At 71.8% G+C, this 13,132-nt stretch carries 8 protein-coding genes; 2 read left to right on the top strand and 6 right to left on the bottom strand.

What is annotated here, in order from left to right:
• Together AC2H6A_RS03400 and pepA are read left to right on the top strand one after the other, a co-directional pair.
• A partial coding sequence (locus tag AC2H6A_RS03400) for a nucleotidyltransferase domain-containing protein (protein ID WP_484271726.1) occupies positions 1 to 1,111 on the top strand: 1,111 nt, incomplete at its 5' end.
• Between the two features lie 108 nt (positions 1,112 to 1,219).
• Positions 1,220 to 2,041: a flocculation-associated PEP-CTERM protein PepA gene (gene pepA / locus AC2H6A_RS03395; RefSeq protein ID WP_484271725.1), complete on the top strand. Its 822-nt coding sequence runs from the start codon at positions 1,220 to 1,222 to the stop codon at positions 2,039 to 2,041.
• Here pepA and AC2H6A_RS03390 read toward each other — a convergent pair.
• From AC2H6A_RS03390 to AC2H6A_RS03365, 6 genes are all read right to left on the bottom strand, one after another.
• A complete protein-coding gene (locus tag AC2H6A_RS03390; protein ID WP_484271724.1) occupies positions 2,017 to 4,479 on the bottom strand; it encodes a hypothetical protein in 2,463 nt (820 codons plus the stop codon). The two genes, pepA and AC2H6A_RS03390, sit on opposite strands and share 25 nt — an antisense overlap.
• A gap of 64 nt (positions 4,480 to 4,543) precedes the next feature.
• Positions 4,544 to 7,303, bottom strand: coding sequence for an XrtA/PEP-CTERM system TPR-repeat protein PrsT (prsT, locus tag AC2H6A_RS03385; RefSeq protein WP_484271723.1), 2,760 nt, complete (start codon positions 7,301 to 7,303; stop codon positions 4,544 to 4,546).
• A gap of 28 nt (positions 7,304 to 7,331) precedes the next feature.
• The gene (prsR, locus tag AC2H6A_RS03380; RefSeq protein ID WP_484271722.1) at positions 7,332 to 8,693 is read right to left on the bottom strand and encodes a PEP-CTERM-box response regulator transcription factor; all 1,362 of its coding nucleotides are present in this window, start codon (positions 8,691 to 8,693) and stop codon (positions 7,332 to 7,334) included.
• Positions 8,694 to 8,699: 6 nt separating this feature from the next.
• Positions 8,700 to 10,799: an XrtA/PEP-CTERM system histidine kinase PrsK gene (gene prsK, locus AC2H6A_RS03375; protein WP_484271721.1), complete on the bottom strand. Its 2,100-nt coding sequence runs from the start codon at positions 10,797 to 10,799 to the stop codon at positions 8,700 to 8,702.
• Between the two features lie 16 nt (positions 10,800 to 10,815).
• Entirely contained in the window at positions 10,816 to 12,189 is a 1,374-nt protein-coding gene (locus AC2H6A_RS03370) for a TIGR03013 family XrtA/PEP-CTERM system glycosyltransferase (RefSeq protein WP_484271720.1), read from the bottom strand.
• 110 nt (positions 12,190 to 12,299) lie between these two features.
• Complete coding sequence (locus AC2H6A_RS03365) at positions 12,300 to 13,121, bottom strand: M90 family metallopeptidase (protein WP_484271719.1); 822 nt, start codon at positions 13,119 to 13,121, stop codon at positions 12,300 to 12,302.
• Positions 13,122 to 13,132 lie beyond the last annotated feature (11 nt).

Genomic DNA, 13,132 nt, shown 5'->3' with positions numbered 1-13,132 from the left:
GTGGCGCCTGATGCATCCCGCCACTGCCGCTCTGCTCGCGCTGTGGCAGCAGCCCCTTCGCGCGCTGACGCTCGAGCCCGCCGCCTGGAGCGCAGTGCTCGGCGCCGCGCGCCGTGCCCGCTGCGCGGGGCACCTGATGGTCAGGTTGCGCGAGGCCGGCGTGATCGACCGTCTGCCCGCGCCGGTGCGCGGCCAGTTCGAGTCGGTGTCGGTCCTGGTGGCCGAGCGCGCCGCCCAGCTCCGTCGCGAGCTCGAGGCGCTTGGCGAGGCGCTTGCGCCGTTGGGCGGCGAGGTGCTGCTGCTCAAGGGCGCGGCCTACCAGGCCCAGGGTCTGCCGCTCGCGGCGGGCCGGATCGCGGGCGATGTCGACCTGCTGGTCACGCGCGCCCGGCTGCCGCGGGCCGAGAGCCTGCTGCTTGGCGCGGGCTGGATGGCCCAGCGCCTGGATGGCTACGACGAGCGCTATTACCGCGAGTGGTCGCACGAGCTGCCGCCCTTGCGCCATCCGGCGCGCAGCCTGGAGGTCGACCTGCATCACGCGCTCACCCCCGCACTTGCCGGTGGCGGTCTGGACGAGGCCGCGGTGCTGGCGCAGGCCCGTCGGCTCGAACCCTTCCTCGTTGCCGATCCTCGCGACCAGGTGCTGCACTGCGCGGTGCACGCCTTCAAGGACACCGAGCTCGATGGCCGACTGCGCGAGCTCATGGACTTCGATCTGCTGGTTCGCGCGCATGGCGGCGCTGATCCGGTGGCCTTCAGCGCCGCGCTGATCGAGCGCGCCCTCGAGATCGGGGGGGCGTCGCCACTGCGCTGGGCGGCGCGCTATGCCACGGCCTGGCTGGGCACGCCGGTGGCTGCCCTGGCGCAGCCGCCGGGCCTGGCTGCCCGCCGCGTCCAGCGGCGGCGCTGGGCGGTGCCTTCCTGGCGTGCCTGGTGGATGGACCGGCTGATGGGCGCATCGAACCTGCCCGGCGCGATCAGCCGTCCTGCGGCACCGGCGCAGCTCGCACGCCTGCTGCTGCAGGCGCGCTACCACCGGCTGCGCATGCCGCCGGCACGGCTGCTGGCGCATCTCGCTCACAAATCCGGCGCGCGTCTGCGGCTTCGCTGATCAGGCGCACAGCGCCATCGGGCCGGCAGCGGGAGCATCGGGGTGGGACAAGCCGGGGCGTCGGCATCGAGGATGCCGGCCCCGCCCATCACCGTCGAAGGGACTCCCATGACATCGAGCCACGCAATCCGGACCGCAGTGCTCGCGCTTGCGGTCTGCGCCAGCGGCGCGTCGACCGCCGCCACCATCACCAATGCCGAACTCAGCGCAGTGCGCTGGACCGGTTTCGACTGGGACTCGAACGGATCGGCGCTGATCACCGGCTTCCAGCCGGTGGCGGGCAGTGCCTTCGATCTCGAACTCTATGCCTGGGCCGGGGTGATCAAGAACGGCATCACCTACACCACCGCCCTGCTCGACCAGAACCCCGATGGCATCCCCGACCATGCCGGTGGCTACGAGTACACCATGTACGCCAAGCTGCGCGAGTCGGTGATCTTCTGCGTGGCCGATGTCTGCACCTTCACGATCGTTGGCGGGCGCTACGAGATCTGGTACGACCCGGCCCAGAACGCCAATCGAAACACCAGCACCGGCTTTCGCGACGGCATTGCGCTGATCACCGGCAGCTTCGGCACCCAGACCGTGGGCAGCCTCGCCTTCATCGGCGGCAGTGCCTTCGGCGTGACGGCGCTCACCGGCGGCGTGGACTTCACCAACACCGCGTGGATCCAGCCGGAGCTCACCACCACCAGCTATTCCACCACGCTGCAGAGTGGCGAGTTCCATACCAACGGCTGGACGCCGCCGGTGTCCTTCGATGGCTACACCCCGGTAACCGGCGACCTGATCTTCCAGGCCGATGCCAATCAGAGTTTCGCGGTTGACGAGCCGGGCGCGCTCGCGCTGGTGGGCGCGTCGATGATCGGCCTGGGCCTGTTCGGCCGCCGGCCGCGCCGCCGGGCTCAGGCCTCGTCGCGGGCGGTCTGAGCGGCGTGCCGGACCGTGGTTCTGGGCGCAAGCAGCGCCCAGGCCGCCAGCAGGTAACAGACCCAGGCCACCCGCGGGGCATCGAGCAGGCTGTCGAAGAGCCCCACCACCAGGAAGCCGGTCAGCGCGCCGGCCAGGGTGCCGGCCATCGGGCCGGCGTCGCGGCGTGCCAGGCGCGCCAGTGCCCCGATCATGAGCAGGCTGAAGGCCACCAGACCGATCGCGCCCTGCTCGATCAGCAGGTGCAGACCGAGGTTCTTGGCGTGCCAGGGCAGGTGGTGGCGATCGCTCGAGAAGAACCAGCCGGCCAATCCATCCTGGAAGCCGGGGTTGCGGCCGATCTCGCGGCCGTCGGGTGCGATGAGGCGCAACTGGTCGATCTCCAGCTTCGCGCCCGCGGTGGCCACGGCAATCGAGAACATCGCCAGGGTCGGCAGGCCCTGCGGACCCGCCGGCGTGACCGAGCCGTCGGTTCGGATGCTCACGGTCTGCCAGGTGCCCGACTGCGGCCTGAGCACCTGGGATCCGGTGCTGCAGCCGGCGTCATAGAGCAGATGCTTGGCGCAGATCTCCACATGCAGCCGCAGTTCCCCGGAGGGCCGCAGTCGCGCGTCGACCTGCCAGCGCCCCGGCAGGGCGGGCACCCGCTGCGAGAACCGGTAGATCTCGCCCCAGCCGGCGACATGACCGGGGCCGGTGAGGGTGAGCTGGCCATCGCCGCGATCATCGAGCCGCTGCCAGGCGTGGCTGCCGGGACGCTCGGCACCCGGGCGCTCGAAGAACTGGCCGGCGTGATAGCGGCCCAGGCCCTTGCCTAGCGTCCAGTCGGCGGGACCGTGCATCATCGCCAGCGATTCCTGCCAGTGGCTCAGGCGACCCCGCAGGTCACGGCCGCTGTCGCTGAAACGATCGCCCATGTAGGAGCCGCCGGTGAACACCGCCACGCAGGCACTGGTGATCGCCACGGCGGCGATCGCCTGGCTGGCTGGCTGCGCCGATGTCGGCCACAGCGGCCGTGCGCGGGCCGCATCGATGACCGCGAGCAGCGCCAGGCTCACCAGCACCGGCAGCGCGCCGCTCAGGGCTTCCGGCCCACCCCAGTGCCGGGCCACCGCACCCGCCCCGCCGCCCAGTGCGCCGATCAGGGCCATCATCAGTGCAGCGCTCGCCGGTGAGCGCAGGCTCTCGGGCTGCCGATGTCGATGCCAGGCGAGGGTTGCGCTGCCGCCGATCAGCAGCGCCTGCAGCAGGTAGGGTCCTTTGGGAATGTGCATGGCGATGGCCGCAAGCGCGATCGCGCACAGCGCGCCACCGCCGAGCGCGGCCAGGCTGCGCATGGCCCCCAGATGGCGTGCCGCGCCGCCGGCGAAGGCGATCGCCGCGACCATGGCGAGCACCGCACCGCTGGCGCGGTAGCCGCCACGGACGAACACCAGATAGGTGCCGGCCGCCGTCAGCGGCACGGCCAGGGCGAGCCAGCCCAGCCCGAGCGGCGCCGCCGGTTCGCCGGGTCGCGCACGGTACAGGCCGATCGGCAGGTTCGCACCGGCGCGCCGTTCGATCAGTGCCATCACCACCAGACCGATCGGGATCGCGAGGTAGACCCCGCGCGAGAAGGTGGTCAGACAGGCATAGGCGGCCAGCATCGCGATCGCCCCGCTCATCGCCAGCCGCGCCGGACTGCGGGCGCGCAACACGGCCCTGACCGCGAAGGGCACACCCAGCGCGAGATAACCGTCGAACGCGGCGCCGCCGACATGCATCTCCCAGAAAAGTGCCGAGGTCCGGTAGTCGGCCGAGAAGTTCAGCAGGCCCGGAAACGCCATCCGCTCCCAGAGCGCGGCCAGACAGGCGAGCGCAAGGCCGGCCAGCATGCCGTCGGCCAGGGCCTCGCGCAGGGCCGCCGCGCGCTCGCGCGCCGCGCTTGCCAGCAGGGGCAGCAAGAGCAGCGTCCAGGCAAAGGGCCTGGCCAGCCGCAGGCTGTTCAGCGGCTCGAGATAGCCCTGGGTCCAGTGCAGCGGCGCGGCCGGCGCGGCGAGCCAGCCGCGGGCCAGCGCGACGGCGCTGGCCACCGCGAAAGCGCCGATCAGCAGCGCCGGCAGCAGGCCGCGATCCGCATGGGCAACCCGGCTGCCGGCCCGCAGCGGCGCCGCGGGCGCAGTCGCGCCGCTGCCGCGCAGCAGGCCTGCGCTGGCAAGCCCCGCGAGCAGCAGGTCGAGTTCCTCCAGCGCGAGCCAGCCGGTCCAGGGCGCGAGGCCGGCGAGCGGCAGCAAGGCGAGCGCGCCGCTCAGGCCGACCAGGGGTCGCCACAGGCACAGCGCGGTCCAGCCGACGAGGCCCCCGAGCGCGAGGGTCGGTGACAGCGGGTGGTGCAGCGCCGCCCAGCCGCCACCGCCGAGCAGCGCGAGCGCGGCCAGCAGGCGCAGCGGTCCGGGCACGACCCGGTCCGGCGGCCGACCGGGGTCGCCGCTCACCGGGCACCGCCCGGGACGCCAGGCGGGTTCAGAGCCGGCGCAGCAGGCCCTGGGCCTGCTCGAAGGTGGGCCCGGTGCGGACCTCGGCGAGCACCGTGTCGAGCTCCTTGCGCGCCTCGACCTTGTCGCCGCGCGCGATCAGCGCCTCGGCCAGCCGCACCCGGTAGGCCGGCACCCGCGGCGCGGCACTCACCGCCTGGCGCAGGATCTCGCTGGCGCGCGCCGCGTCACCGCGGGCAAGCAGTGCGGTGCCATAGGTGTCGAGCACCTCGGGCGAGCGCGGTGCCAGCGCATGCGCCTTCTCGGCGGTGGCGAGCGCCGTCGGATCGCGGGTCTCGATCAGCGCCCATGCCAGATTGTTGAGCACCATCGCATTGCCGGGCTGGATGGCAGCCGCTTCGCGGTACAGCGGCACTGCGGCGTCCCAGCGCTTGCGCGAGCCCTCGATCATCGCGGCGTGCATCTTGAGCGCGGCATCGCGCGGATGCTCGGTCAGCAGCCCGCGCATCATCGCGTCGGCCTCGGCCTGCCGGCCCTCGGCGAGCAGGGCACCATGCAGTCGCAAGGCGATCGGCACGCTGCGATTGAGCGCGAGCGCGCGGCGATAGGCGGCCACCGCCTCGGGCAGGCGGCGCTGCTGCGCGAGGATGTCGCCTTCGAGCAGCGCGCCAGCCGGGCTGCGAGGCGATTCCCGCTGCAGGGCGTCGGCGATTGCGCGGGCCTCGGTCACCTTGCCCATGGCCACCAGCGCCCCGGCCATGCCGGCCCGCGGCTCCACGGCCTTCGGCGAGAGCTCGGCGGCCTTGCGGTAACTGGCCAGTGCCTTCTCGGGCTCGCCGCGCTTCATGCGGAACTCGGCCATGCGCATCTGCAGCAGCGCGGAGTCGGGCCGTGCCCGCAGCATCTTCTCGAAGGTGAGCACGGCCTGCGCCTCGTCGCCGGCACCGAGGTAGGCGTTGCCGAGCGCTTCGAGCAGCTCCAGCTGGTTGGGCGCGGCGCCCGCCGCCTCCTGCAGGATCGGCAGCGCTTCCTTGGGCTGGTTGGCCGCCAGGTGGAAGCGGGCCAGCGCCAGCGTGGCCGGCACCGAGCTGCGATCGGCGTCGCGGGCCTTGACCAGCCATTGCAGGGTCTGCGCCTGGTCGCCGGCATTGGCCGCGATCTGGGCCAGCGCGTGCATCGCGCGGACATGCCGCGGCTCGCGCTCGAGCAGCTTGAGATAGCGCTGCTGCGCCGCCTGCGGCTGCTTGTCCCGCAGGTCGAGTGCCGCGAGGTTGGACACCGCTGCGAAGTAGCCTGGCTGTTTGGTCAGCGCCGCCTCGAAGTGCCGGCGCGCGGCGGCCGGGTCGTTGCGAGCCAGCGCGATCGTGCCGCGCAGATTGTCGGCGAGCGGATTGCCGGGCTGCTTGCGGGCGAGCCGCTCGATCGCGGCCGAGGCCTTGTCGTACTGCCGGTCGCGCAGCAGCTGTGCGATCAGGGCGAGGTCGGGCTGGATGCCGGAGGGATTGAGCTCGGCGGCCTGCTCCAGGTCGAGCATGCCGCCATCGCGGTCGCCGGCGGCGATGCGGGCCACGCCGCGACCGGTCTTCTGGCTGGGGTCATCGGGCGCGAGCGTTGCGGCGCGCGAGAACAGCTGTGCCGACCGCGCGGCGTCACCGATGCGCAGGCTGGCCTCGCCGGCGAGGCTGAGCAGCAGCGGATCCTTCACATCGCGCTCGAGCACCGGCGCCATCACCTGCAGTGCGCGCTCGGGTGCGTCCATGCGCAGGTAGGTGGCGGCCAGCAGCCGGTAGCCGAGGGTGGAATTCGGCGCGCGCTCCAGCACCTGGCGCGCGTTGTTCTCGGCCTGCTCCAGCGAGTTCAGGCTGAGATGGATGGTCGCGGCCAGCGCGAGCGAGGGCAGGTAGTCGGGCGAGTTCTTCAGCCCGGCCATGATCGCATCGCGGGCGGGCTCCAGCCGGTTCTGGCGGAAGTCGTTGAGCGCCTGCAGATGCATGGTGCCCACCGCCGGGCCGGTGAGCTTTTTCAGTTCGTCGATCCAGCGCTGCGCGCCGGCATAGTCGCGCTGCTCGCTCGCCAGCGAGGCGAGCTTGGCGCGCACCGACCGGTTCAGGGGCTCGGCCTTCGCCACCCGGGCGTAGAGCGCGCTCGCCTGCTCGACCCGCCCGGCGGCCAGCTCGATGTCGCCCTTGAGCGAGAGCGCGTCGGGCGCGTCGGGTGCGCGCGCGAGCAGTTCGTCGACTGCGCTCTGCGCTGCGTTCAGGTCGCGCGAGGCCGACAGGGTGATCAGCCCCACCCGGGCCGGCACATGGTCCGGTGCCGCCTGGAGCGCCGCCTGATAGGCGGCCTGCGCCGCCTCGCGCTGGCCGCCGGCGGCGTGGGCGCGACCGAGCAGGGTCTGCGCGCGCGCGGTGTCGGCCGGCGTGCCGGGCGGCAGCTTGGCGAGCTGCTCGATCACCTTGCGCCATTCGCCGAGCTGCAGCCGGGTCTCGGCCAGGCCCAGCCCCGCGGCCACCGGATCGTGATTGGCCTCGAGCGCGCGCTCGAACTCCTTCTCGGCCGAGCGCCAGTCGCCGCTGGCCGCATGCACCTGCCCGAGCAGCAGCCGTGCGTCGGCACGCTCCTGCTTGCGCAGCAGGTTCTTCAGATGGATCTCGGCGGCTTTCGGCTCGCGCGCGGCGATCGCGCTGCGGGCCTTGGCCATCAGCGCGTCGGCGGAATCGCCACAGCCGGCGGCCGTCAGGGCGAGGCTCAGCGCCAGGGCGGCGAGCAGCGGTCGTTGGGGATTCATGCAGGGCTCCAGCAGCGGTCGGCCGCGCTCAGCGCAGCCCGAATCGGTTCAGCAGGTCATAGAGCGTCGGGCGACTCACCCCGAGCAGCTCGGCGGCGCGGACGATGTTGCCATCGACCCTGGCCATCACTTTGAGCACGGCCTGTTTTTCCGCTTCCTCGCGCACCTGGCGCAGGTTCAGCGGCAACGGTTCGTCGGGCGAATCCAGCCCGAGATCGGCGGCACCGATCGCCGGCCCGTCGGCCATGATCGTCGCGCGCTTGATGCAGTTCTCCAGTTCACGCACATTGCCCGGCCAGGCATGGCGCTCGATCGCCTCCAGCGCGTCCTGACGCAGGATCAGCCGCTCGCGGGCGCCGGGTTCGGTGAAGCGCGCGACAAAGGCGCGGGCCAGCAGGGTGGCGTCGCCGGCGCGCTCGCGCAGCGGCGGGATCGGCAGCACCATTTCCGAGAGCCGGTAGAACAGGTCCTCGCGGAAGGCGCCGTCGCGGATGTGCTCGCGCAGGTTGCGGTGGGTGGCGCAGACCACCCGCACGTCGATCGCGATCTCCTCGCGACCGCCCACCCGCTCGATCACCCGTTCCTGCAGGAAGCGCAGCAGCTTGGCCTGCAGGCCCAGCGGCAGGTCGCCGATCTCGTCGAGAAAGAGCGTGCCGCCATCGGCCGTCTCGATGCGTCCGGGCGTGGTGCGCACCGCGCCGGTGAACGCGCCCTTCTCGTAGCCGAAGAGCTCGGCCTCCAGCAGGGTGTCGGGGATCGCGGCGCAGTTGATCGCGACGAAGCGGTTCGATGCCCGCGGCGACAGGTCATGCAGGCCGCGGGCAAGCACCTCCTTGCCGGTGCCGCTCTCACCCAGCAGCATCACCGAGGCGCGCGTGGGGGCGAGCCGCTCGATCTGCCGGGTGAGCTTGAGCATGCCCGGGTCGCGGGTGATCAGGCCGGCGAGCGCAGAGTCGCCGCCGGCCGCGCTCAGCCGGCGGTTCTCGCGCTCGAGATCGGCCAGCCGGAACGCGCGCTCGATCACCAGTCCCAGACTGTCCGACTCGAAGGGCTTGGCGAAGAAGTCGTAGGCACCCATGCCCACCGCGCGCAGCGCGTTGCCGCGGTCGGTCTGGCCGGTCACCGCGATCACCTTGGTGGAGGGCGCCAGCGCGAGCATCTCCTGCAGGGTGCGCAGTCCCTCGGTGGGGGAATCGGGATCGGGCGGCAGGCCGAGATCGAGCGTGACCACCGCCGGCTCATGCCGGCGCAACTGGGCGATCGCGCTCTCGCGGTCCTCGGCGAACACCACCTCGTAACGGTCGAAGGACCAGCGCATCTGCTTGCGCAGGCCAAGATCGTCCTCGACCACCAGCAGGGTGGGTCGCTCTTCACCGATCGCAGCATCCATGAGCGCTCAGCCCTGTGCGCCGAGGGTGGCCAGCGGCAGTCGCACCCGGAAGACCGTGCCGCGGCCTTCCTGGCTGTCGACCTCCAGCGAGCCGCCGAGCTCGCGGATGTACTCGCGGCTCTCGAAGGAGCCGATGCCCATGCCGTCGGGCTTGGTCGAGTTGAAGGGCCGGAACAGCTGTTCACGGATGAAGCGCTCGCTCATCCCGCGACCGGTGTCGGCCACTTCCAGGCGGGCAAGCTCGCCCTCGGCGCACAGTCGCACGCTGACGCTGCCCTGTCCGTCGACGGCCTCGCCGGCATTCTTCACCAGGTGGCCGATGACCCGCTCCAGGCGATCGCGATGGGCGATCACCATCGCGCGCTGCGCGTCGGCGTCGACGCTGACCGTCGGCTGCGGCCCGCGCCCGCCGCGCTGGCGCACCGCGGCATCGACCGCCTCGGCAAGCGGCACCGCACTGGCCTGCTCCAGCGGCCGGCTGCCGTCGTCGAGCTGTCGCAGCAGTCCCTGGATGCGGTCTTGCACATGGCCGACCGTGTCGAGCATGTCGGCCTGGAAGGCTGGATTGCCACGGTGGCGCGGCGCGTTGCGCAGCAGCAGCGAGAGCTGCGACACCAGGTTCTTCAGGTCGTGGGCGACGAAGGCCGAGCGCCGGTTGAACGACTCGAACTGCCGCGCCTGCACCAGCGCCTCGACGGCACGACGCTCGCCAAGGTGGCTTGCCACCTGGTGCGCCGCGGTCTTCAGCGCATCGCGCAGCTCCCAGTCGAGCGGCGTCGGCGCCACCGGCTCGCCCAGCAGCGCGAAGCCGATGAGCTGCTCGTGCAGCAGCAGCGGCACCAGCAGCCACGCCGAGCCCGAGTCGGCGATCGCCGCGGGCAGGGCCGAGGGCACCAGCGTCGCGGGGCGGCGCGTGCCGACCTCGATGATCCATTGGGTGCGGGACAGCTCGCTCACCAGCGGGTGACCCGCCGGCAGGCTGGGTGTGGCACCGGGATAGCGCCAGTTGTCGGTGCAGACGAACGCGCCAGCCTCATCCTGCAGCCACAGCGCGCCGCAGCGGGCATCGGCCAGGCCGCCCAGCGCGCGCAGGGCGCGCAGGCCCAGCGGCTGCGGTTCGCCCTCGTCCGGTCCGGCCGAGAGCAGCGCGGTCAGTCGCAGCCACTCTTCGCGGTAGTCGTAGCGGTAGCCGAAGAAGTGCTTGGCCACGGTCACGCGCAGCCGCGCGCGGGCGCTGCGCGAGCCGAGCAGCGCCAGCAACGCGATCGCGGTGGCGAACAGCAGCACCGTCACCGCGCTGTCGAGCGGCGCCGGGCCGGCGTAGCGCAGCCAGTAGCCGCCCGCGGCCATCAGCATGAGGAAGATCCCGGCGGTGAGCAGTGCCGCCGACTGGAACAGCAGGCGGCGCGATACGCCGAGCGCCATCCGCCAGTCGCGCTGCCTGGCTGCGGCCGAGGCGAGCAGCGGCACCGCCAGCGCGCTGGCCCAGCCGCGGGCATCGGTCAGCATCGGATCGGGCTGGCCGAACATCAGCGCGTCGCTCCACAGGATCAGGTCGGCGCCGAACATCAGCAGACCCGCGGCGGCCAGGCGTGCCGCGCCGTCGCGGCGCCTGGGCGTGCCCGCGCGCCAGATCTGCTCGATGCAGAACAGACCGAAGACCGCCCCGGCTGTGCGCAGCAGCAACGCGCCGCTGCCCTGCGGCACGAGCAGATCGATGAGCAGCGCCAGTGCGGCGCCGGCGGTCACCAGCGTGAGGGCAAGGCTGCGGCGCGTGCCAGCCGCAGCGCGGGGAATGCCGACACCGTCGCGGCGAACGCCGGACCCGCCCTCGGGAGCAGCCGGTGCGGCTTCATGCAGCAGGGTTAGCAGAAAGGCGAGCCACAGGGCCATGCGCAGTGATTCGGCTGCGGCGCCAATCGCGGTCGGCGCGGTGCCGCCATGCGAGGCGGCGGCACTGGCGGCCCACACCGCCTGGGCGCTGAGGGCGGCCACGAACAGGCGAGCCGCCCCGGGTGGCGCGCCGAGAGCGGCGTGCAGGGCCGCAAGCGCGGCGCAAGCCAGGGCAGTCGCGAGAAATCCCGACAGCGCGAGGGAGTGGCTCACGGTGCGTTGGCGGTGATCAGCGGGCCCCTTTGCCCAGCACCACCACCTGGATGGTCTCGACCAGGATCAGCAGGTCGAGGAACAGCGAATGGTTCTTCACGTAGTACAGGTCGTACTGCAGCTTGGCCAGCGAGTCCTCCACCGAGGCACCATACGGGTAGCGCACCTGCGACCAGCCGGTGATGCCGGGTTTCACGCTGTGGCGCACATCGTAGTAGGGGATCTGCTCGATCAGCTTGTGCACGAAGAAGCCCCTCTCGGGGCGCGGTCCCACGAAGCTCATGTCGCCGCGCAGCACATTGAAGAGCTGGGGGACTTCGTCGAGGCGGGTGATGCGCAGGAACGCGCCGACGCGGGTGATCCGGCTGTCGCCGGTTTCCGCCCAGCGCGGCAGTCCATCCTTCTCGGCGTCCTGGCGCATCGATCGCAGCTTGTAGAGCATGAAGGGCACACCGCCCTCGCCGATGCGCTCCTGGCGGTACAGGACCGGCCAGCCCGATTCGAGCGCGATCAGCACCATGGCCACCAGCACCAGCGGCGCGAGCAGCACCAGCAGCAGCGAGCTCACCACCACATCGAACATCCGCTTGATGATGTCGCGGGCCATGCCGCGATCGAAGCCCTGCCCGAAGATCAGCCAGCTGGCGCGCAGGTTGTCCACCTTCAGCATGCCGCGTTCGCGTTCGTAGAACGCGGCCAGGTCCATCACCCGCACCCCGGCGAGCCGCGCGTCGAGCAGCTGGCGCAGGGGCAGCACGCCGCCGCGCCGCTCGCGCACCGCGATCACGATCTCCGAGACCCGCAGTTCGCGCACCGAGCGCAGCAGCCGGTCGTGGTTGATGCGACGCGAAGGCTCGCCCTCATCGCGCTCCGAGATCACCGGGTACAGGCCGGCATAGTCGATCGAGCGGACCATTTCGCTGCCGTGCAGGTAGCGGACCACTTCCTCGGCCTCGGGGCCGTTGCCCAGCACCAGCACCCGGCGGCGCGGCAGCCCGACATCGGAGATGCGGAAGAACATCAGCCGCACCAGGAGCACGCCAGCCATGGCGAACAGCGAGCTGGCAGCGAACACGCCGCGGCCGACATAGAACATCGGCAGCAGGTAGAAGACCACGCTCATCAGCACCAGGGTCAGCCCATAGGCCACCAGCACGCGGCGCACCGTCGCCCGGAAGGGCTCGGGTTGCGGCTGGTACAGGCCGAGCGAGGTCATCATCAGGAGCATCGTGACCGTGAAGAGCGCCGCCTCGGCGATCGGCACCCGCATCGCGTATTCGGCCATGCGCAGCTGATAGCCGAGCACCATCGACTGGAACAGCACCACCATCTCGATGGCGGTCAGCAGCAGGGTCCGGGCCGACAGGTAGTGATTGAAAAGGCGGATCATGGGGCGGGCGGTCAGCCACCTCGAAGCGATGGTGCAGCCTAGCCCGCAGTGTTCTCCCGCTCGGTGAGGTAGCGCACATTCCCGCCCGCTCGGGTGGCGCCGAATTTGACTTATTCCTCAGTCAGCGCCGATTCGTCGATCTCGTCCAGCCGGAACAGGCTGGCGAGTTGCGCGTACCAGTCGGGCCAGCGCGCCCGCAGGCTCTCGGGGTCGAGGAAGAAGGCCTCGCCCGAAACCGCGAAGAACTCCGCCGGGTCGGTTGCGGCGTAGGGGTCGAGCGGCAGCTGCGCGTACCAGGGGTCGGCCGCCTCGCTTTCGGGGTCGATGTCGCGCGGAATGGCGCGCTCGAGAGCGTCGAGCAGGTCGCAGAAGTCGGTATGGGCCGCGTGCAGCGCCCGGGTCCAGGCCGCCCGCCGCCCGGACGCCAGCGGCGGGATGCCGTCGGCCTCGCCATCGAGCATGTCGAGCTTGTGCACGAACTCATGAATGACCACATTGAACGGGCCCTGCGTCGCCGCGGGATCGGCATCGGCCCATGACAGCACCACCGGACCGCCGTCATGGGCCTCGCCGGCCAGCCACTCCAGCGACTCGTGCACCACCCCGGCCTCGTCGATCTCACGGCGCGGCACCCGGAACTGCGCGGGGTAGACCACGATCTCGAGAAAGTCGCGATAAGCGCCCAGGCCCAGCGTGAGCACCGGCAGGCAGGCCTGGGCGGCGATCGCGATGCGGACCTCCTCGGTCACCGTGAAGCCCTGCGCGCCCGAGAAGGCCTTCTCACCGAGGAAGCCGGTGGCGAGCGTGCGCAGGCGCCGCCACTGCGCGGGGGTGAGACTGACGCTGGTCGCAAGCGCGTCGGCCGCCCGCTGCCAGTGCGCTTCGGCGATCGGTTCGGGATCGCGCCGGCGCCGGAACCATCCGCCTGCCATGAGCCGCTTCC

This window comes from Quisquiliibacterium sp., assembly GCF_982640115.1.
Note: the sequence above shows the minus strand (reverse complement) of the source record. Positions and strands in the feature narration are given on the sequence as shown.

Coding starts and splice junctions, on each gene's coding strand:
- AC2H6A_RS03370 (WP_484271720.1), bottom strand. CDS start 12,189: ATGATCCGCCTTTTCAATCACTACCTGTCGGCCCGGACCCTGCTGCTG.
- pepA (WP_484271725.1), top strand. CDS start 1,220: ATGACATCGAGCCACGCAATCCGGACCGCAGTGCTCGCGCTTGCGGTC.
- AC2H6A_RS03365 (WP_484271719.1), bottom strand. CDS start 13,121: ATGGCAGGCGGATGGTTCCGGCGCCGGCGCGATCCCGAACCGATCGCC.
- prsR (WP_484271722.1), bottom strand. CDS start 8,693: ATGGATGCTGCGATCGGTGAAGAGCGACCCACCCTGCTGGTGGTCGAG.
- prsT (WP_484271723.1), bottom strand. CDS start 7,303: ATGAATCCCCAACGACCGCTGCTCGCCGCCCTGGCGCTGAGCCTCGCC.